The following is a 24,231-nucleotide window of genomic DNA, read 5'->3' as shown; positions in this document are numbered from 1 at the left end:
TAATATCTCTTTTATTTAGGTTTGTCATGCTGGCGTATGCTGGAATGATGATTTACCCCAAAAGATCTTCCAGAGGATCAAAAAGGCCTTCGACTAGATCTATAAAGACCAAATTTAGGCTTTGATGTTCCAAAATTGAGTTTCAGATTATAAGTTGAAACTATTTTTTATAAATTACATAGTAATATTGTATTAAAACAATACATCATGAATACATTGAAAGAAGTAATACAATCTACAGAAAAGAATTTTACTCATATACATGCAGGTATAGACAAAGTTGCTTTTACTCAAAAAGTACATGAATTATTACAATCTCATGGTTATACACTAATTCAGGGAAATGATGCAAACGGAATGTATGAGAAGGGAAATCGAGTATTACGAATTTTATTGGGAGCTTTTATCCAATATTTCAAGTTCCAGATAAAAACAGTAGAAAATGCAGAACATCTAGAAGTTACTGTATCCCGGGAAACATCTGGAATGTCAGGAGGGTTAGTAGGAATGAATCAGGTTAAAAAAGAAATGCAAGCTATAGAAGAAACATTTAAAAATTTATAGTAGCATTAAACACTTTCGTCAAAAAGACGAGGTAGAGGGCCAAAAAGAACCTCGGATTAACTCCAAGAGTTAAAAATTCAACCTTTTGGGTTAAATTTTCAGCTCCCTAGGTTAAAATTTCAATGTAATAAGTTAAAAGTTTAATCAGTAACGTTAAACGCTTCATCAAAAAGACGCACGAGAAGGTCAAAAATACGTTCGATTAGAGATATAAGATTCAAATTTAGACTTTGGTGTCCCAAAATTGGGTGTTATACGTCCAATTTTGAAGATCAGAGATCCAAATTTGGACATTGATATTCCAAATTTGAACCCTAAAAATCTAAAATTTCATCAAAAAGACCCAATGGAGCGTCTTTTTGATTCATAGCTTTATAAGAAGCTCTCAAATGTAAACCTATGTAACTCAACTTTGAAAGGCTAGTGCTCAAAATTGAGTCTTTAGCATCAATTACTTATTCTATTTTATCGCCTAAATATAGCATCCCTTCTAACTTCTGTCATTAGGTTTCCGGCCCTTTTTAATGTCCTCATCTTCCAATTTCCATCTATCAGGTTCCAAAACTCTTCAAACACTCGTCACCCGACTTCTTCACCTCTATCTTTTACTTTAACAATACTTTAACTCTTGCAGTCTCCCAGTCCCGGAAAATGAAACTGGTAGGACTTAATATTGTCCCAGGAAAACAAAAAAATCATAAATCAAGTAAAAATGATGCGAACAATTTTTAAAGTACTTTTAATTACATGCGTTACAAGTATCGCTTCGGTTTCAGCACAAAACTCTGCACAGGTGCAAGATTTTGTTGACTTGGGAAGCAGACCTGTTTCTGGATATACCGGTCGAGTTGAAAAGGAGATTCCTATTTGCTCGATTAATGAATTTGGATTTAGTATCAATGTTGGTCTACATTATTCTTCAACTGGATTTAGACCCTCAATGAAAGAAAGTGAAGTAGGTCACAATTGGTTTTTAAATGCTGGAGGTGCAATTACAAGAACAGTACACGGAGTTGAAGATGAATTAAGAGATGACAGGCAAGCTACCGATGTATTGCCAAACAGTAATGAGTTTCGTCTAGATGGGTATTATACAGGGATTAAAAAACATACACCAACCGAACAACAGGTTATTGATAGAACTATGGTTAATGAATCAGATGAAAATTATTATGTAGGTCCCATAGATGATGCTTATGAAGTGACTCCAGATGAATTTCGATTTAATTTTGGAGGGGTGTCAGGAAGTTTTTATATCGATTTAGATGGTAGTGTAAAAGTAATACCCAATGGACCATATCATTTAAAAGTAGATATTTCGAATTTTGCCACTCAAAGAGCAGAATCAGGGATTTTTGATGCTCGTAAACCAGTAGATTCTCAGATTGTCATCACCTTAGATAACGGATACAAATATTATTTTGGTGGAAACCATAATTATTTACAATGGTATTGGAATAGTGTAAGTGTAGGTGCTGCAGATGGTGCTTTAAATAATGTATACAGACCTTTGAATGAAAGACCAATTATAAGCACTTGGAATTTAGCAAAAATTGTTGCTCCCAACGGGTACGAGGTAGTATACGAATATAACCCCTATGATTTTGAATATCGGTATTATGATATAGGGCAAGACCAACCACAAAAGAAGGATGAAAGTATAGTTGTCGGTCAGCAAAGAGATGGTATCCCTAATGGGTTTAGGATTCCTGGTTATAACCATACTGCATGTGCTATTGTACAATCAGGATTTCGTATGGATATCCTTAAAAAATCCAATATAAAGGCAATAAAAATCAATAATACCATTCATGTAAATTTTCAATATTCAAATATTGTTAATCCGTTAACTGATAGACCAGGACACATATTAGACAAGGTTCTTGTAAGCGGAATAGGTATTCCTTCTAAAGAAGTTGATTTAGACTATGTTTTTTATAATCAAAGACCCTTTTTAAAAAGTGTTACTACTAACAATGAAGAGCCTTATGTTTTTGAGTATCAATATACAGATGATTTACCGGGTTATGATACTGATCTGATTGATAAAAATGGATATTACCATATAGGTAAATATTCTAAGTTAAACAGGTTTGGTTATGGATATCGATATAATGAAGAGTATGGACTAAATACAACACCCTCTGGTGGTCCGCTACCGGGGCCAGAAAGTTTGAATAAAATCTGCTATTATTGTTATGATGTTAACAATCAAGTTGTAACCTGTAATCATCCGGGGAATCAAAATTTGGCTTATAAGGGATTATTAAAAAATATAACCTTACCTACCAAAGGTAGTATTCGTTTTTTCTACAATACAAATGACTATAAACCCTGGGTCTCGGGCGCAGAACCGATTCGAGTTTCTAAAGTAGAATTTGATGACGGAAATGCAAATATATCCACAAAACAGTATGCCGAAAATGATAATGAGGCAAGCTATGCTTTTGATCTGTATCATTTTTTGAGTGTAGATCGTAAGAAAGACCTGGTAGGTGTAAACATAGCAAAAGAATATAAGATTACAGAGGAGAAACTTTCTAATGGAGCTTTATTATATTCTGTGTACAGAGATATAAGACAAAACGGCATCAGCTCTGGGAACGGTACTTTTAATCAAGCTTCTATTCCAATTACTAGTATTCAATATAACCCTCCAGCTTTTAATGTAGGAGAAGGTAGCGGCGTAGTTAGAGGAAAATTAATAGCCCAATTTAGTTTTGATTCAGAAGGCAAACCATTGTCTAAAACAGAGTATTTCTATACTGTTGAGTCTGATAAAGAAAATAACGTCTACAGTAATCGTATTCCGGCAATAGCTACAATCGAAGATTGGGGGAGTAGTTATAATATATACTTAAAGCCTGTTTTTTTAAAATCCAAAAAGACATATTCTTATGATCAAAACACTGTAAAGAGATATGGTAGTGCCGATGTAGCTATAATTAGCGATACTACAGATGTAAAGTTACAAGGTGTAGAAGAATATATTTATGATAGCAACTATCATAAAATTAAAGAAAGAATTTCTTACAATGATCATCAAAAACAGAAAACAACCTATACCTATCCGTATGAGTACAGTACTGCTGACCCTGTGATCAATAAGATGGTTACTGATAATATTTTGCCACAAATCTCACAAAAAAGCACTCTGGAAAATAAAGGAACTTCCTATGCCTTGGGGACTAGTGTTTCAGAATTTAAAATCCATAACAACATAGTGGTTCCTTCAAAAAGTTATCAATGGAGTCCAGCACCCAATGCCGAATCTCTTACTTTGGCAGGAAGCCAATTAGGGGTAGGCGTTACAGGACAAGTGCAAATTTCAGATCCTGATCAAACTGTAATTACTACTTATGATCAATATTCGAATCAGGGAGTACCCTATGAGATCAGCAATAATAGGAATACATCGGGATATACTTTCTATACTCAACAGGATAGAAAACCCTTTCTAGCGATTAGTAATATCACTCATGCAGCATTAACAGCGATTCCTGCATCTGGAGGAGCGGCATCTAATGTAGTTGAAGCCTTACAGCAGATTAATACTGATCAACAACAAATTGAGGAAGTAAGTTACCTGATAGACTATCTCGCAGAACACTACCCATTTGCACGATGTGCATATACAAATTATGATGTCAATACCGGATTAGTAAAATTTACTATGGATTCTCGTAAGCAAAAAAACTTTTTTGAGTATGATGATCGTCATCGTCTAACGATTACAAAAGATAATGAAGGGAATATTATTAATCATACGTTGTATAACACCAAAAAATAGGAAGCAAGATGAAATATATATATCAAATAATCGTAACACTCATTTTTTTGGTTGCTACCGCTACCTATGGACAACTAAAAATAAATAATGTAGGAACGAATGAGCCTACAGCTTTGCTTAACGAAGAACGCAGCTATATTGTTGTTACAAATTCTCCAGAAACTTTTGTGCCTAGGGGGGACGTTAATAATTGGCAGGTCACAGGAGGCGTGATCACTAATTTTAATACCACTACCGATGCCATCACAGTGCGTTGGACTACCGTAGGGCAAGGGTATTTGTTGTATACAGGATTACAACAATGGATGTCAGGAACATTGACTGACCCTACACCTATTTTGCATGAAAAAATTGAAGTCACAGATAAAGTTGTTCCTGTACGTGATCCTAATGATGTATCTACATATTTTAATACCAGTGTAAGTTATGCAAGTTGTACTACCGCTGTGTTAAAAACCAGGGGAGATATTCCCGATACCGAAGAATGGTATTGGCAACTTAAAGCTGATGGCACATCAAAAGATCTCAAGGTAATTAGTAAAGTTATAAATGAAGGGAGTACTAATGAGGATGCAGTCTACAAAGTAGAAGAAACAGTAGTTTCTAAACCTGGGAATTATTATGTAAGATCATATACTATAAGTACAGGTACATGGAGTCCCGCAAAAAGTGTAGCTGTAGATTTTGATAATGCGTCATCAAGCATAACACGTACCCAATGGTATGTAGATGCTGATAACGATGGTTATGGTGATCCTGCAAGTACACCAATATTAGCTTGTACTCAGCCTAATGGATATATAGATAATAATCTGGATGCATGTCCCACAGTAGCAGGGCAAAATCAAGGATGTACCACAATAACCTATAGAGCTCCTTTACTTTCTCAAGATCAAAACTATGTGTACACCGCAGTACCACAAGTACCAATACAAGATGTTAATAGTATAAGTAAACAGTATGATATTATCGAAGGGGTTACCTATTATGATGGATTAGGAAGAACCATAAAAAGTATCGCTATCGGTCAATCTCCTAAAGGTAATGATATCATACAAATGAGAACCTATGATGATATGGGAAGGCAATCCAAACAATTTTTACCCTATGCTTCTAATATTAAAACGGGTTCTTTTGATGCTAATGTAACACCTAGTAAAAGTTATGATTATGAAGTGACCAAATTTTATGAAGACTATTTAGAAAAAAATGCAGCTCCAGTTATTTATAATAATGTAATCCCTTATAGCGAAACTCTATATGATGATACTCCTGGGAGTACCCCTTTAAAACAAGCTGCTCCCGGGTATGATTGGCGCATGGAGAGTGGGCATGAAGTTAAATTTGATCAGGCTTTTAATATAGCAAATGAAGTCAGAAAATATAAAGTAAGTTATACAGGCCATAGCCTGGCAAATCCTACCTTGATCGAAGATGGTTTTTATGCCTATAAAGAATTGCAAAAATCCACCGTAACCGATGAAGACGGAAAAACTACAGAAACTTTTGTAAACCAACAAGGGCAGACTGTATTGTCTCGTAAAGCAGGATTAGATACCTATAGTATATACGATGATTATGGTAACCTAAGTTTTGTATTATCACCAAAAGTAAAAGTAACAGACGGTATAAGTGCCATAGAACTTGCCGAACTGGGATATCAATACAAATACAATAGCAGCGGTGCCGTTATTGAGAAAAAAGACCCGGGAAAAGGATGGGAAAGTATTGTATATAATAACTTAGGGCAGCCAGTTCTAGTGCAATCTGCCAAATTAAAAGTAGATAACAAATGGTTGTTTACCAAATATGATTTTTTAGGCAGAGTAGTATATACAGGCATCTATGTCGATAATAGTACAAGGAATGCTTTACAGGCCATAGTGAGTGCATTACCGATAAATACCTTGTACGAAACAAAGACAGTAACTCCAATTGCTGGGTTCGAGAATCAGTTATATTATACTAATACCATATTTCCTACTAATATAACAGAGTTACATACAATAAGTTATTATGATACATATGTGTTTGATCGCACCAGCAAACCAGAAGCAATTGCTCCTGTAAATGTCTATGGAGAAGTGATCACCCAAAATACACAGGATTTTGCCACAGGAACCAAAGAAAAAGTACTAGGCACTAATCATTGGATTACTTCTGTAGTATATTATGATAATGATGGCAGCGCAGTATATACTTTTTCTGATAACCCATACCTGCAAACGACCGATGTAGTTAAGCTACAACTAGATTTTACAGGGAAACTACTAAAATCAAGATCCTACCATAAAAAAGGAACTAATACAGAGATTGTTACCCAACAAACGTTTACTTATGATCACGCAGGACGCTTGTTGGATGAAAAACAGTGTATAGGCGATAACTCCTTATCAGAATCTTGTGGAGAAGCCGTGGCACCACCTCAAATAGTAACATTAAATACACCTAGTAATGATGAAACAACAGTAGTAGCTTCAGAATCCATTTTGTTAACTAATGGATTTGAAGTAACTGCAACTACGACAAATAGCTTTACTGCGAGTATACAATCTACAGGAGTTACTCCAGAGGATGTAGAGGTGGTAACTAGCAATCGTTATGACGAGTTAGGACAATTAAAAGGTAAAAAAGTAGGACACACCAAAGAAAATTCGCTACAGGATATCGATTATAAATACAATATCCGCGGTTGGCTTACCTGCATTAACGATCCCGATGCAAGTTTAGGAGATGACCTGTTTGCCTATAAAATGGAGTATACCAAAACAAATCTTCAGAATGGTCCCTCTTCTTTTTCAAGAGCATATTATAATGGTAATATTAGTAGTGCCCATTGGAAAACCGCTAATGACAGCGAAAAATATGGGTATTTATATGAGTATGATGTTCATGATCGGTTAAGCGGATCCGTATTTTTTATAGGAAATGTAATCCAATTAGGTATGCTCTCAGAATCTTTTTCATTTGACAAAAATGGTAATATTACTGGAGGTTTTCGTGAAAACCATCAAGGAGGGACTGTAGATTATTTACAATATACCTATGATAGTGGTAACAAACTTCTTAAGGTAGTTGACCTGACTGGTAACCCAGAAGGATTTAAAGAAGGGATCAATAGTGGTAATGATTATGCTTATGATATCGATGGTAATATGACTCAGGATCTTAATAAAGGGATTACCGATATTACCTATAACCATCTTAACCTACCCACACAAATTACTGTAGTACAAGGCGGTCAAACCTCGACTACCCAGATGGTGTATACTGCTGGGGGTAGTAAACTATCCAAGACCACAACTGTAAACAGTATCCCCAAAACTACCCAATATGCCGGTGCCTTTGTATATACCGATACGAATACCTATCCGGAATATATACACTTCTCAGAAGGATATATCGAACCCTCTGGCACTTCGAGTGAAGTCGAGAAGTATACCTACATATACCAATACACCGATCATTTAGGAAACGTTAGACTCTCCTATGCCGATGATAATGGTGATGGCACGGTAGATGTAAATGAGATACGGGAGGAAAAGCATTATTACCCTTTTGGATTACAACATAATTATGGTAGCAGCGACCCCAGGAGCGTAAAAAGAGGACGACCACACAAGTATGGTTTTAACGGGATTGAGCTTAATGAAGATTTGGGAGTAGACCTCTATGAGATGCCATTACGTAGCTATGACCCGGCTATTGGCCGTTGGACAGCACAAGATCCAGTAGTACACCATATGTATTCTCCTTATAGCGCATTTGATAATAATCCCGTATATTACGCAGACCCAAGCGGGGCAGATTCGTATAGTAGTGCGCAGGATTATTTTGCTAATTATTTTAACGGAATTGGTGATTATGATCTGGCAGATCCTCGTTTAAATGATTATTATATGAATCGTTACGGCCCTAGTGAACGTAACCCTTATGGAGATATCTTTACAGCGTCTTCATTAGATGTGTTTTATGGCACTAATCCAACCTTTGGACAAGGTGGCATTGTTGATCAGAATTATGCAGCATACCGTGAGTCGGAGGTGATGGATAGACTATATAGTAGACAATCTACTATATCGGCCGGGGAGTTAAATACGATTAATCTTGTAGATTTTATTCAAGCTTATCCAAGTAAAATAAATTTTAATAATACTAAAACTAAAAAGGATAAAGAAAGTTTTTTAAATCAAGTGATTGAATGGTTTGGTTTTGTTAAAAAATTTCCAAATAGATCAATTCCAATTTCTGAAGTAATTGATCTTAGTTTAAGTGAAAAAGAGATTGACAAAAATTTGGGACAAAAAATTTGGGATTGGCTTGATAGTATGGGAGGATCAGAAAATAATCCTGATGTTAATTTCATCGATGGAAATGGAAACTTTTTGAGAGTCGGATATTGGAAACATGTTGTTGAAAATCATCCTGATCTATATAGTGTTAATACAGTAAAGTTTGATGATAAAATTGGTAATAATAATTATAAAATTTATCTTAAGTCAAATTATACTGGGGGAGGTTCTGCTCCAACGGTCATCTTTATGCATTTTCAAGGGAGAAATATTGATTTTTATAACCGTATTAAGTCTAGAATAGAATCTTATCAATACGAAAGAGTTAAAATTATACCATATAAAAACAGATAATTATGTTGAAAAGATATTTATTAATGAACATTGCAACTTTTCTCTTGTTGTCCTGTAGTAATGTTAATCAAGAAGAAAAAATCCAATCGATTCAGGGTAATTGGTATAGCACTAAAAATAATTTTTATGAAGAATATTATTTTGACAAACAAAATAATATGTATAGTTATGATCCTTATTCGGAAAACATATCTCATTTTCAATATATAATAACAAAAGATTCTTTGTTTAGATGTTTTGTTCATCCTGATTTAAATAATGAATATGTGTTTTATGATAAAATTTTATATTTAGATTCTACCTTAATAAAATTTAATAAAATTCGTTTAACAAGATTACTAAACACAGAAATTGGCTTGGATTCATATATTCAAGGTGAAATTAATAGACGTGAATTTTTGATAAAAAGCCTTAAACGGGAAAAAAAAGAAATTAATAATAACCCCCGCTCCCGCTAGAGTGTCTCTATTGGCAAGTATGAGTGAGCACAAGAGTAAGTAATAAAAGATAAGAAACAGTTACATTGATGTAGCTGTTTCTTTTGTGTGTTATATGGTAAAATATATTATATATAGTTTTCCCCTGCTGCCGCTAGAGTGTCTCTAATGGTGGTCATAAGTAAGCGGTAAGAGTAATAAACGATAATTATTGCTGCTCGGATATAGTATGTGCTGGTTGCAACTAATACTGGTAAGGATGAAATGACAACTATAAGTTTTATAATTTATGGCTGTTTTTTTAGTTTGTTAGTATAGTTTTATGTGGCACACTAGTCACAGACTAGCGGCAGCTGGGAGTCGAAGGGTTACAAACCATAGATTACAAATACAATATCCGCGGTTGGCTTACCTGCATTAACGATCCCGATGCAAGTTTAGGAGATGACCTGTTTGCCTATAAAATGGAGTATACCAAAACAAATCTTCAGAATGGTCCCTCTTCTTTTTCAAGAGCATATTATAATGGTAATATTAGTAGTGCCCATTGGAAAACCGCTAATGACAGCGAAAAATATGGGTATTTATATGAGTATGATGTTCATGATCGGTTAAGCGGATCCGTATTTTTTATAGGAAATGTAATCCAATTAGGTATGCTCTCAGAATCTTTTTCATTTGACAAAAATGGTAATATTACTGGAGGTTTTCGTGAAAACCATCAAGGAGGGACTGTAGATTATTTACAATATACCTATGATAGTGGTAACAAACTTCTTAAGGTAGTTGACCTGACTGGTAACCCAGAAGGATTTAAAGAAGGGATCAATAGTGGTAATGATTATGCTTATGATATCGATGGTAATATGACTCAGGATCTTAATAAAGGGATTACCGATATTACCTATAACCATCTTAACCTACCCACACAAATTACTGTAGTACAAGGCGGTCAAACCTCGACTACCCAGATGGTGTATACTGCTGGGGGTAGTAAACTATCCAAGACCACAACTGTAAACAGTATCCCCAAAACTACCCAATATGCCGGTGCCTTTGTATATACCGATACGAATACCTATCCGGAATATATACACTTCTCAGAAGGATATATCGAACCCTCTGGCACTTCGAGTGAAGTCGAGAAGTATACCTACATATACCAATACACCGATCATTTAGGAAACGTTAGACTCTCCTATGCCGATGATAATGGTGATGGCACGGTAGATGTAAATGAGATACGGGAGGAAAAGCATTATTACCCTTTTGGATTACAACATAATTATGGTAGCAGCGACCCCAGGAGCGTAAAAAGAGGACGACCACACAAGTATGGTTTTAACGGGATTGAGCTTAATGAAGATTTGGGAGTAGACCTCTATGAGATGCCATTACGTAGCTATGACCCGGCTATTGGCCGTTGGACAGCACAAGATCCAGTAGTACACCATATGTATTCTCCTTATAGCGCATTTGATAATAATCCCGTATATTACGCAGACCCAAGCGGGGCAGATTCGTATAGTAGTGCGCAGGATTATTTTGCTAATTATAATATGATAAGTAATGTGCCATTAGGTAATGAATTTTATGCAAGGCTTCTTAGTAATTCTCGAAGCGGATATACTCGTTATGAAAATGATGGAAGTGGAAATTTTAATCAAACAGATTATAAAACCTTTGATGAGCTTGGTTTTAATACCCAAAGAGATTTTAAGAATTCAGGTTTTGTTTTTGAAGAGGGACTTAGAAACTCATTTAAACAAAATATTATTAATTCTTATAACAAAGTATTTGGTTTAGAGTTAGGAAAAATTGTTTTAAGAGTTATTGCTAACTCAGGATCAGTTTTTACAATTGATAGAGTTACATCTGCTAGTAGTCAAGGAATAATACCAGAGAATATTGGTACTAAAGAAAAACCTATTTTGTCAGGTAATGCTACGTTGAATATTTCCGATGCTATAGCTACCGTTGATGGGATACATACTAATGGATTATTTAATTTTGCTCATGAGGTTTTTCATGCTTTTCAACTTGCACTTGGTTCAGATCATTATATAGGGCTTACTAATTCTTTTACAAGTAATGGAGTAAGGTATTCAGAAGTTCAAGCAGTTGGTTTTGAAAATTATGTTAGAGGATCTATAAATCAATCTTCATTTAATGACATGAGGTCAATATATGACGGAAGAGATATTATAGAATATAGAAAGAATTTTGAGGAAAGAAATAGTGTGATGCAGTTTATATTTGGACAAAAGTTTGATAATTGGACTGCTGATGACTTTATTAGAACCAGAAGAAATGAATGGTTTTATATGCACGAGAAATATTGTAGAAACCGTTGTAATAACTAATTATGGATAAATTGTATAATATTATTTTATTTGCTTTTATATCCCTGAATTTAAGTTGCCAGGATGAAAAAAAGGTGGAAATAAATGAAGAATGGCTTAATAAAGATGTGATTTTTTTTAATGAAATTAAAAATCTACTAAAAAATGATCCTAATAAAATTGAAAGATTGATTCCTAGAAGAAAAAAGGGAAAGCCATATGAATTAGGTGATAACTTTATATTAGAATCAGGTTCTAAAGGATATGGATATATTTCAGTTTTTTATGATTATGTTATTAAAGAAGACTCACTTTATAGTTATCGTTTATTATTTTCAAAAGATGATTACTCTTTTGCTGTAAAGAATACTGATTTAAATATAGATAAAATGTTTCCGATAAGAGATGATAGAGGCTATGCTTTTTTTTATAATATTGAAAATACAATAAAACCATTTAATAAAGACACTCTTGATTTTGAACTTACAAATGAGTTTGAATTCCTTCTTACCCCTTTTTCTGGTATTTATTATGGTTGTAGAGGAGGATTTGGAAATCCAATATTAGAAAATAGGAATATCTTTAATATCGTATCTCGTCAGTCAAATATTACGAAAAAACAATTGTTAATGATGATGAATAGTATTAACCCTGCAACAATGTTAACTGGAATTGAATATTATAAGAGGAATATTGATTTGTTTAAGGATGAAGAGATTGAGTTAAGGATAGACCAGATTTATAATGAAGTTCCTTTTGTGCCAATTTTATATTCTGATCAGATGTCTTTTATTGAATCAAAAAAATCGGTAGAGCATATTATAGAAAATGATTGTATATAAACCCCCGCTGCCGCTAGAGTGTCTCTAGTGGCAAGTATGAGTGAGCACAAGAGTAAGTAATAAAAGATAAGAAACAGTTACATTGATGTAGCTGTTTCTTTTGTGTGTTATGCGGTAAAATATATTATATATAGTTCTCGCTTGGGTATAATATGTGCTGATACAGTTTTAGGTGGCACACTAGTCACAGACTAGCGGCAGCTGGAGATTCTAGTAGCAGTGTTCAATCTGCTTATGATAAATACAATAATTTATATGAAAATAATCGAAACAAATTTTAGAACTTTTATCTTTTCTGTAGTTATAACCTCTTTCTTTTTCTCTTGTGGAAAAGAAAGAGGCCTATCAGAAAGAATTACTTTAGAAATCATTGATAAAGAAATTCATTCTAAATTTTTTAAAATTGAAAAAAAGAATGATTTGTATGAACACGACCCAGTTTTTAATACTATCCGATTTAAAATTACAAATCACACTAAGAAAACTCAAGTGATTTATCCTTTATGTTTTTATTCTAGATATAAAAGAGGTTGCTGTGATATGAATTCATTTCCTAAAAAATATACTGGGTTAAATTTAAACAATCTGTTGATAGAAGATGAATTCGGAGATTTTTTAAATTTTAATTCTTTTTCGGGTTATTTGGGTGATGATAGAATGACTGATTATATTTTTATTCAAGATTCTTTAGTTAATTTGCATTATATAAAGTTGGGGTATAAAACAAATAAAGATAATCAAGTTGTTGAAGGAGTAAAATATGATTTCTACAACAAAAATACGATAATGATTGAGCCAAAAGAGACACTTTTTTTTGAAACTTATTTTAGTTTTCCTTATAATAAAACTTCATATGAAAGTTCTACAAGTTATTTTATGTTTGATAAGGATAAAAATTATAAATTATCATTAGTTTTTTATTCTGATACTACTAATGTTAAAAAAGACATGTCAAGAATTCAAAGGTTAAATCATGAAAATAATGATAGAGAATTTTTTTCTGGGGAACTAAAATCTAAAAATAGTATTCCTATTATATTTCATTAGATTTTTCAGTTTCACTCGGGCATAGTATGTTCCCCGCTCCCGCTAGAGTGTCTCTATTGACAAGTATGAGTGAGCACAAGGGTAAGTAATAAAAGATAAGAAACAGTTACATTGATGTAGCTGTTTCTTATGTGTGTTATATGGTAAAATATATTATATATAGTTTTCGCTTGGGTATAATATGTGCTGATACAGTTTTAGGTGGCATACTAGTCACAGACTAGTGGCAGCTGGGGAAGTTTTAATCTTGTTTTTATCCATAGAATGCGCTATCTAGTATAACATGTGCTGGTGCTAGTTTGTAACTAGTACCAGTGAGAATAAAATAATACATAAGCTATAGGTTTTATAACCTATAGCTGTTTTATTAGTATGTTAGTAGCATGAATGTTAAATACCTGACCATCATTATTAGCAGTATGCTGTCTTTTGCAAGCCATTCGCAAAACGATTTACGATTTAATGAATTGGTAGCATATATTAAGAAAGCAGAATCACCAATGGTATTACAACAAGAAGATGCCAGAGTATTGGTAAGTAGTAATCAAGCGCAAGTGATCACAAGTAGTACGGCTGTGAATGGTTATTGTTATGGTTGGTTGGATGAAGCTACACTCAAAAAAAATAAAACAGAAAAAACAAAATTGTTCTATGGGGGAGAAGACCGTTTTTGGTTAAATCCCTTGGGAAGTAGATTTTCGCTGTACTATGGTCAAAAAAAGATACAACAAGAAAACTGGAAAGTTCCTGATCTATTTGTAAAAGCAATATTTCCAAAAGTAGAGCAGTCCAAAACCAAAGTGACATTTAAAAAAGAAAATGTTGAGGTTGTCAATAACATTGGGACAACATTTAATATCGATATCGAGCGACAAATTACATTATATACTAAAAAGGAAATCAATAAAATACTTCAAATCACAATACCAGAAGAGATCAAAAGTGTGGGTTTTGGTTCAGAAACTATAGTTATAAATAGAGGAGTGTCTTGGGAAGAGAAAAAAGGATTAATCACACCTTGGGCTATTGGTATGTTTAAAGGGGCTACTACTGCGGTGGGGATATTTCCGTTTAACGGTAATGCAACTTCACTTGACTTAAGTACTTATTTTTTTGATACAGAAAAAGATAGAGTACGTATAAAAGATAGTGTTGTGTATTTTAAAACCGATGGAGAAAAACGAAGTAAAATTGGATTGCCGCGTGAGCATAGTAAACCTGTGATTGGCTATTATGATTATGAAAACCATCGATTAACCATCATAAAATATTCCCTGGATAAAAAAGGAAAATATCTAAGTTCTGATGAAGAATATTTAGAAGATCCTTACCATGGCGATGTGGTAAATTCATATAATAATGCTTCTGATGCTAATGGCAGTACTTTTTTTGAATTAGAAACCACTGCCCCTGCAAAAGCATTAAAAACAAATGAATCGGTTAGTCATTTACATCAAATATTTCATTTTGAGGGAAAAGAGTTGTTTTTAAATGAAATTAGTAAAACGATTTTAGGATGTGAATTAATGGGGTTAAACAATGTTTTAAATAGTGGTAAATAAATACTCTTTAACCCGTTGTCTATTTAGAAGTTAATAGTTTTTGGATCTGAAACCCTAAATATATAATGAGTAATTCTTAATAAAATTATAACAAATTTAAGCTCTTTATATTATCATTTTTAAAGGTTTTTTTATTCTAGTTATATAGTAGAATTTTACTACATTTGGTTGCTTAACATCAACTTAGCATATGATCACACATATCAAAGGGAGGCTTGTAGAGAAAAACCCAACTGATGTTGTTATAGATTGTGGTGGAGTAGGGTATATCTTACATATTTCATTACATACGTTTTCGTTACTTCCAGAAGGAGAGTCGTTACAACTATATACACATTTACAGGTTAAAGAAGACTCTCATACGTTATTTGGTTTTGCAGAAAAATCAGAACGAGAAATTTTTAGACTTCTAATTTCGGTTTCAGGAATAGGCGCAAGTACAGCAAGAACTATGTTGTCCTCATTGCATCCCGATCAAATCAAAGAAGCCATTGCGGGGAACGATGTTGCCACCATTCAATCAATTAAAGGAATTGGAGCTAAAACTGCACAGCGTGTAATCATAGATTTAAAGGATAAAATACTTAAAGTTTATAATATCGACGAAGTTTCCTTGTCACAGAGCAATACTAACAAAGATGAAGCGTTATCTGCTTTAGAAACCCTTGGATTTAATCGAAAACTTGCAGAAAAGGCTATTGATAGAGTCCTAAAACAAGCCCCAAAAGAAACGGTTGAAAATATTATTAAACAGGCACTAAAAAATTTATAAAAACATTGAGTTCTTCAGATTCCTTACGCTTTAATTTTTTTAGATTACTAGTATGTTTGATAGCACTTTATAGTGGAGTGTTACATGGTCAGGATACCGAAAAAGTTCGGGATTCGACAAGTACAACATTTTCTTTGGGAGAACTTTCTTTACCAGATCCCAATAGTATTGTTAGTAAATACGAATATGACCCAATTACTAATCGATATATTTACCGACAAAAGCTAGGAGATTTTAATGTAAGATATCCACTTTTTCTAACACCATCTGAGTTTGAAGCTTTGGTGGCAGAAGAACAACGAAGATCTTACTTTAAAGAAAAAATTGAAGCATTTAGTGGTAAAAAAGATGGAGCAGAAGAGAAAAGAAAGAACTTACTTCCTATCTTTTATGTAAACTCCAAATTTTTTGAAAGTATTTTTGGCGGAAGTGAAATAGAGATTATTCCAACAGGATCCGTAGAAATGGATTTGGGATTATTATTTACCAAACAAGATAACCCTGCGTTCTCTCCACGTAATCGTAGTAATTTTACATTTGATTTTGATCAGAGAATAAGTCTGAGTTTGTTAGGTAAAATAGGAACACGATTACAGGTTACGGCAAATTATGATACAGAATCTACTTTTGATTTTCAAAATCAGTTAAAACTTGAATATACACCTACAGAGGATGATATCATTCAAAGTATCGAAGTTGGTAATGTAAGTATGCCATTAAATAGTTCCTTGATCCAGGGGGCCCAGAGTCTTTTTGGAGTAAAAATGGGATTGCAATTTGGAAAAACCACAATTACTGGTGTGTATTCAGAACAAAGGTCTGAAACCAGATCTGTAAATGTCGAAGGAGGAGGTACCGTAGAAGATTTTGAACTTTTTGCATTGGATTATGATGAAAATCGACATTTCTTTTTGTCTCATTATTTTAGAGATACCTATGATGCATCTTTGGCAAGCTACCCTTTTATTAATAACAATATACAGATTACAAGAATAGAGGTATGGGTAACAAATAGAGCAACAAGTGCACAAACACTTACTAATGCTCGTAATATTGTTGCGCTTCAGGATCTTGGGGAATCTCCGGTGGATGGTAATTTTACAATTCCGACAACATTATTTAATTCGGGAGCTGGAGCTTTTCCTGATAATGGTAATAATGATCTTGACCCGACTACAATCGGTCCCGCTGGACCGATTACCGAAGCAGTTAGACAAATATCAACAGTGCAACAAGGATTCATTGGTCCAATTGCTGGATTTAATGAAGGGTTTGATTATGCGATTTTAGAAAATGCAAGAAAATTAAACACCAGTGAGTATACTTTAAACACACAACTAGGATATATTTCTTTGAACCAAAGATTGAATAATGATGAGGTTTTAGGAGTTGCTTTTCAATATACTGTTGGAGGACGAGTTTTTCAGGTAGGAGAATTTGCAAATGATGGTGTTGATGCAACGGTTGGAGATAATAGTGGAAATGATACTACAGGTGTAGCTGTAGGTTCAAGTCAAAGTTTGGTGGTTAGAATGCTAAAAAGTCCAATCGTTAATGTAACATTACCGATTTGGGATCTGATGATGAAGAATATCTATAGTACTGGAGCATTTAGGTTAGAACAAAACGATTTTAGATTAAATATTTTGTATTCGAATCCTTCTCCTGTAAATTACATTACTGCTGCAGAAGGATCATCGGTTCCGTTACCAGATGATGTTGAACAAACCACCTTACTTAAAGTTTTTAATTTAGACCGCCTTAATCCAAATAATGACCCGGTACAAGGAGGGGATGGTTTCTTTGATTATGTGCCTGGTGTTACAATTGATTCGCAGAATGGACGAATTGTATTTACAACTATAGAACCGTTTGGGGAGCACCTTTTTAATAAATTAGATAATGGTCCTGTAGGGTCAGTGTATTCTAATCCGAGTTCTTATAACCCTAACCAAGCTCAATATGTATTTCGTGATTTATATACTGAGACTAAGGTTATAGCAGAACAAAAATCTGCTGATAAAAATTATTTTCAGCTTAAAGGAAGGTATAAATCTTCGGGTCAGGATGGAATCCCATTGGGAGCCTTTAATGTACCTCAAGGTTCTGTTACGGTTACTGCAGGAGGAAGAACATTGCAAGAAGGGGTAGATTATACAGTAAATTATCAATTAGGAAGGGTGACTATTCTTGATGAAGCATTATTGGCATCAAATACTCCAATTCAGGTTTCGACAGAGAATAATGCTGTTTTTGGGCAGCAAACAAAACGATTTACAGGTTTAAATATCGAACATAAATTTAGTGATGATTTTATTATAGGAGGTACTTATCTAAATTTGAACGAAAGACCAATTACCCAAAAATCTAACTATGATTTTGAACCTATAAACAATACCATATTAGGATTTAATGTTGCATATGCTACAGAAGTTCCTTTTCTAACCAGAATGGTTAATAAATTACCAAATATAGATACAGATGTTCCATCTAATGTTTCTATTAGAGCAGAAGGGGCATATCTGATTGCTGGCGCACCAAAAGGAGCTGATTTTGATGGTAAGGTAACAACATATATTGATGATTTTGAAGGAGCACAAACTAGAATTGATGTAAGTTCACCATTATCATGGGAACTTTCTAGTGTGCCGATTGGTTTTGGAGATCCAGCGAACCCAACGAGTGATGTAGTTGTTGATGGTATCCAGTCTGGGTATCAAAGAGCAAAGTTAAACTGGTACTCTATTGATCCTATTTTTTATAGTAATGGTAGGCCAAGTGGAATATCAGAAGCAGACTTAGCAACCAATGCAAGTAGACGAGTTTTTATTAATGAAATTTTTCCTGATACTGATGTTCAGCAAGGACAAACATTGGCACTTTTTACGTTAGATCTTAATTATAAACCTGGAGAGAGAGGTCAATATAACTTTAACCCCGCTTATGCACCAGGGAGTGCATTACCAGCACCAGATCCAAGAAATAATTTTGCAGGAATTACAAGACAGTTAACCTCTACCAATTTTGAGCAGGCTAATGTAGAGTTTATTGAGTTTTGGTTGATGGATCCTTTTGAATATGATGATATAAATAATCCTGGAGGAACAATTGTTTTTAATTTAGGAAACATTAGTGAAGATGTGTTGAAAGATGGAAGAAAGCAATATGAAAATGGATTGCCGGCAACAGGCCAGACAGAAAATGTAGTGAGTACAGAGTACGCTACAGTTCCGGTAAATCAATCTTTGATATATGCATTTGATTCTGATGGACAGGCAAGAATTGATCAGGATACTGGATATGATGGACTGGGAGACGCTGCCGAAAAACAAAAACCAGAATTTGCGGCTTTTCAATCTTTAGATGATCCGTCTGGTGATAATTATACTTATTTCTTACAGGCAGGTGGAAATATTCAGGATAGATATAGCAACTATAACGGTACACAAGGAAATTCACCTACTGATGTATCCAATGATGATCGAGGAAATACAACATTTCCTACTGCAGAAGATGTGAATAGAGATAATACAATGAATACTATTAATAGTTATTTTGAGTATGAAATTCCTATTTTTAGAGGAATGGATATTGGTAATGATGGTGGGACTGGATATATATCAGATATTAGAGATGTTCCTATAACTATATCATCTGGACAAGAATTAAGAACTAGATGGGTACGATTTAAAATTCCGATTTATGATCCAGATAGAGCTATAAATATTAGTGATTTTAGATCGATACGATTTATGAGGATGTATCTTACCGGTTTTGCTCAACCAACATTGTTAAGGTTTGGTAATTTGGATTTGGTAAGAGGTGATTACAGGAGATACGTAGTAGAAGGAAATACGACTAATGACCCTACAAATGGTCTAAATATAACAGGGGATAGCGAAGTTATTGTAACTTCGGTTAGTGAAGAGGAAACTCCTAATTATGTAACGCCTCCGGGAGTAATACGAGAGCAATTAAATAATAATAATAATATAATCAGAGAAGATGAGCGTTCACTTGCGCTTACGGTAAATACTTTACAAAACGACGATGCAAGAGGGGTGTATAAGAATTTTAATGTTGATATGCGTCAATATGAAAATCTTGAACTGTTTTTACATGCAGAGGCTGTTCCTAATCAAACTCTTAATAATGGTGACTTAACAGCTTTTATTAGAATGGGTAATGATTTTACTACGAATTTCTACCAAATAGAATTACCACTAGAGGTTTCTAATATTGGAGATTCTAGTCAAGAAGAAGTTTGGCCATCAAATAATCGTTTAAATCTTGACCTTAGTTTATTACAAAAAATTAAATCTGCAGTTATAGGGCAAGCGGCCCTAAATCCTAATACATTAATATATTTTGATGAAAATGGAGAAAACCCACAAACAGACCCTTCTCCTAATGGTAGTCTTGGGAATTTGAGACTGGGGATAAAAGGAAATCCTAACTTTGGAGATGTTAGAGTAATGATGGTGGGTATTAAGAATGAAAGTGGTAGTGATCAATCCGGAACAGTTTGGTTTAATGAGATGCGTTTAAGTGATCTTAAAAATAGAGGAGGATGGGCTACCGTAGGTAGTTTGGATGCTAATATTGCTGATTTTGCTAATGTCACGGCCTCTGGAAGAATCAGTACTATAGGATTTGGAGGAATTGAGCAAGGACCTAATGAAAGAAGTAGAGAAGATATTAAGCAATATGATTTAACAACTAATGTAAATTTAGGTCAGTTGTTACCAAAAAAATGGGGACTTCAGATTCCTTTTAATTATAGTCGAGGAGAAGAACTTATTACACCCCAGTTTGATCCCGAATTTTTAGATTTAGAACTTCAGGATAGGTTAGATAATATCGATGATCCTGCAGAAAAAGAACGTGTTGAGCGACAGTCAACTGACTATACAAAGAGACAGAGTTTTAATGTTATTGGATTGCGTAAAGAGAGAACAGGGGATAGTAAGCCAATGCCATATGATGTAGAGAACTTTACGTTTTCAGGAACGTATAATCAAACAGATCATCGCGATTTTGAGATTGAAAAGTCACTGGATCAAAATGTGAGATTGGGAGGAACATATGACTTTAGCTTTCAGCCAAAAGAAATAGAACCTTTTAAGAAAATTAAATTTTTAGGAAAAAGTAAATATTTTGATTTGCTTAAAGATTTTAACTTTAATTTACTTCCAACAAGTATCTCTGTAAACTCTAATATTACTAGACAGTATAATGAGCAAATTTTTAGAGATATCACTTTAGGACCTGATGATATCAGGTTGCCTACATTGTATCAACGTAATTTCCTCTTTGATTGGCAATATGGGGTAAATTATAACTTGACTAAGTCGTTAAACTTCAATTTTACATCCGCAAATAATCGTATTGTCAAAAATTTCATTGATGAGAATAATAATGTGGATAATACCATTGATATATGGAGTGGATTTTTTGAAATAGGGGATCCTAATACACACAGTCAGCAATTACAGGTGAATTATGAGGTGCCTTTTAAGAAAATACCTGCACTTAAGTTCATTCGTTCAACGTATTCTTATAATGCAGATTTTCAATGGGTGAAAGGTAGTGAAGCTCTTAAGACTTTAGAAGGTATTCCTGACTTAGGAAATACAGTTCAGAATGCGAATGTTCATACCATAAATGGTGCATTAGATATGAACACATTATATAAATATGTTGGGCTGAGAAAAAGAAAAGCAGGAAGAAGAAATACAAAGAAGAAGAAAGATACTAAAGATAAAAAAGGCACAACTGCAGTTGCAGAACGTAAAACACAACCTAAAAAAGGTCAGAAAAAGGGTAAAAGTAAATTAAGCGTTGGAGCTAAGGCATACAACACACTTATTGGATTGGTTACAGCTGTAAAAAAGGTAAATGTAAATTATCAACAGGATAATGGTATTTTCCTTCCTGGGTATACCAGAGAACCTGGCTTTGTCGGGACATTGAAACCTACTGTAGGCTTTACTTTTGGTAGTCAATCAGAAATTAGAGATTTAGCCGCTCGTAATGGTTGGTTAACTTTATATGATGATTTTAATCAACAATATCAAGAGGTTGAAGGAAGACAACTTAATATTCAAGCTTCTGTTGGACTTATAAAAGATCTTAAAATTGATATTAGTGCGAATAGAAATTATTCTGAAACCTATACAGAAAATTATAGAGTAAATCTGGATACCGACGGTAATATAGATAATGATAATCCCTATTCATCACTTACTCCTAATACTTTTGGTAATTATACAATTTCGACATTACTTATTAAAACAGCGTTTAAGAAAAGTGATGAAACTAATTCTGATGTATTTGATGATTTTAGAGAGAATAGACAGATTATTGCTGATCGTTTGGCTACAGAATTCTATGGTTCTTCAACATTTCCAAGAAGTAGCGAACAAGAACCAAATGGATATAGTTATCCGGTAGGTTTTGGTAAGACTAATCAAGCGGTATTGTTACCAGCTTTTTTATCGGCGTATTCTGGAACTAGTGCAGACAAAGTTCAAAAAGGAGCTTTTAGAGATGTGCCATTGCCTAACTGGGATGTGAAATATACTGGTTTAATGAACTTAAAATGGTTTAAAAAACGTTTTAAAAGGTTTTCTGTAGCGCATGGATATAGAGCAAACTATACGATTAATCAGTTTCAGACTAATTTGGAGTTTACAAATAGGAATGATGTGGATCAAGCTGGTAATTTTAGAAATCCAGAATTGTACTCTAATGTTAACTTAACAGAACAGTTTAGTCCTCTTATGAGATTGGATATGGAAATGAAGAACTCAGTTAAGATTCTCTTAGAGTGGAAAAAAGATAGGGCATTGTCACTAAGTTTTGATAATAACTTGCTAACAGAGATTCAAGGGAATGAATATATTGTTGGTTTAGGATATAGATTTCCTGATCTAACTTTTGCTACCAGGATTGCAGGAAGAAAACAAGTGTTAAAAAGTGACCTTAACTTGAGAGCTGATTTATCATTACGTCAAAATGAAACCTTAATTCGATACCTTGATCTTGATAATACGCAGGTAACTGCAGGACAGGATATCTATGGGATTAAGTTTACGGCAGACTATTCATTAAGTAAGAACTTAACTGCGTTATTCTTTTATGATCATACTTTTTCTCAATATTCTATTTCTACAGCGTTTCCGCAGACGACAATTCGAGGTGGGTTTACATTACGATATAATTTTGGGAACTAAGATTCTTGTAATTAATTTGCTAAATAAGATATTGACAATTGTTTTTTGATAATTTTTTGATGGGTTTTCTCAAAATCTAATAAAATAGATTTATTTTCGTCATCATATATAATAATAACAATTCATAAATATTTTTCGAATGAATATTCCTTCAGATTTAAAATATACAAAAGATCACGAATGGATCAAGATCGACGGTGAGGTTGCTACCGTTGGGATTACTGATTTTGCACAAAGCGAACTAGGAGATATCGTTTATGTCGAAGTAGAAACAGTTGATGAAGAATTAGAGCGTGAAGAGGTTTTTGGTACTGTAGAAGCAGTAAAAACAGTGTCTGATTTATTTTTGCCATTAACGGGTGAAATTATTGAATTTAATGAAGCCTTAGAAAGTGATCCAGAGCTAGTGAATAGTGACCCTTATGGAGAAGGTTGGATGATAAAGATTAAAATATCTGATGCCTCTCAAATTGATGATCTAATGTCTGCTGATGGGTATAAAGAAGTTATTGGGGCATAGGTTCCTTTTTGTATTAGTCATAGTGGCCACGTGTGCATTAACTTGGGTTTCTCTATCAAGAATAGTTATTCCAGTTGATGTTAAAGTAGAAGGAAGCGATAAAATAGCTCATTTTATAGCATACTTTGGTTTTACTTCGATATGGTTTTTCTTTCTTTTTTTTTCTGAAAAACTAAATAAAACCTTTAAGAGGAGCTTAATAATAGCTTCAATATTGTGTGTTTTATTTGGGATGCTTATGGAAGTGTTGCAAGCATTACTTACAAGTTATCGTAGTTCTGAGTGGTATGATGTGATGGCAAATACAAGCGGTACAATTTTTGTGGTATTTATTTTTATTGTATTTAAGAATAAATTAATTAAACTTAAGCAAATAAGCCGTTAATCAGATAGATAAACGTTTTTGTTAGCTCGAATATAGATCAGATAAAAGTTAAAAAACTCATTTTTTGTTTTACATTTTTATCTTTAGTT

Annotated in this window: 12 protein-coding genes; all 12 read left to right on the top strand. The window is 33.7% G+C overall.

Annotated features, from left to right (window positions below; genetic code table 11):
• The first annotated feature begins 207 nt into the window (after positions 1–207).
• Positions 208–564 carry a hypothetical protein gene (locus tag DK442_RS09375; protein ID WP_109435603.1) on the top strand — a complete coding sequence of 119 codons (357 nt, stop codon included), beginning with the start codon at positions 208–210 and terminating at the stop codon, positions 562–564.
• Positions 565–1,276: 712 nt separating this feature from the next.
• On the top strand, positions 1,277–4,354 hold the full coding sequence (locus DK442_RS09370) for a hypothetical protein (protein ID WP_160114103.1): 3,078 nt from the start codon (positions 1,277–1,279) through the stop codon (positions 4,352–4,354).
• Positions 4,355–4,362: 8 nt separating this feature from the next.
• Entirely contained in the window at positions 4,363–9,000 is a 4,638-nt protein-coding gene (locus tag DK442_RS09365) for a DUF6443 domain-containing protein (protein ID WP_109435601.1), read from the top strand.
• A 2-nt stretch (positions 9,001–9,002) separates the two neighbouring features.
• Positions 9,003–9,458: a hypothetical protein gene (locus tag DK442_RS09360; RefSeq protein WP_109435600.1), complete on the top strand. Its 456-nt coding sequence runs from the start codon at positions 9,003–9,005 to the stop codon at positions 9,456–9,458.
• A gap of 443 nt (positions 9,459–9,901) precedes the next feature.
• Entirely contained in the window at positions 9,902–11,800 is a 1,899-nt protein-coding gene (locus DK442_RS09355; RefSeq protein WP_109435599.1) for an RHS repeat domain-containing protein, read from the top strand.
• A 2-nt stretch (positions 11,801–11,802) separates the two neighbouring features.
• Positions 11,803–12,621: a hypothetical protein gene (locus DK442_RS09350; protein WP_109435598.1), complete on the top strand. Its 819-nt coding sequence runs from the start codon at positions 11,803–11,805 to the stop codon at positions 12,619–12,621.
• A 255-nt stretch (positions 12,622–12,876) separates the two neighbouring features.
• Positions 12,877–13,668 (top strand): hypothetical protein, encoded by a 792-nt coding sequence (locus DK442_RS09345; protein WP_109435597.1) that lies wholly within the window; start codon positions 12,877–12,879, stop codon positions 13,666–13,668.
• Between the two features lie 383 nt (positions 13,669–14,051).
• Positions 14,052–15,230 (top strand): DUF6786 family protein, encoded by a 1,179-nt coding sequence (locus tag DK442_RS09340; protein ID WP_109435596.1) that lies wholly within the window; start codon positions 14,052–14,054, stop codon positions 15,228–15,230.
• A 190-nt stretch (positions 15,231–15,420) separates the two neighbouring features.
• On the top strand, positions 15,421–16,002 hold the full coding sequence (gene ruvA, locus DK442_RS09335; protein WP_109435595.1) for a Holliday junction branch migration protein RuvA: 582 nt from the start codon (positions 15,421–15,423) through the stop codon (positions 16,000–16,002).
• Positions 16,003–16,058: 56 nt separating this feature from the next.
• Complete coding sequence (sprA, locus tag DK442_RS09330; RefSeq protein WP_235010932.1) at positions 16,059–23,237, top strand: cell surface protein SprA; 7,179 nt, start codon at positions 16,059–16,061, stop codon at positions 23,235–23,237.
• Positions 23,238–23,376: 139 nt separating this feature from the next.
• Entirely contained in the window at positions 23,377–23,757 is a 381-nt protein-coding gene (gene gcvH, locus DK442_RS09325) for a glycine cleavage system protein GcvH (protein ID WP_109435593.1), read from the top strand.
• Positions 23,729–24,142 carry a VanZ family protein gene (locus tag DK442_RS09320; RefSeq protein ID WP_109435592.1) on the top strand — a complete coding sequence of 138 codons (414 nt, stop codon included), beginning with the start codon at positions 23,729–23,731 and terminating at the stop codon, positions 24,140–24,142. The genes gcvH and DK442_RS09320 overlap by 29 nt, the downstream gene beginning before the upstream one ends.
• The last annotated feature ends 89 nt before the right edge of the window (positions 24,143–24,231 follow it).

It is taken from the genome of Aquimarina sp. AU119, assembly GCF_900312735.1.
GTDB classification, from domain to species: domain Bacteria; phylum Bacteroidota; class Bacteroidia; order Flavobacteriales; family Flavobacteriaceae; genus Aquimarina; species Aquimarina algiphila.
The sequence above is the reverse complement of the archived record's forward strand: the minus strand, read 5'-3'. Positions and strand labels throughout refer to the sequence as shown.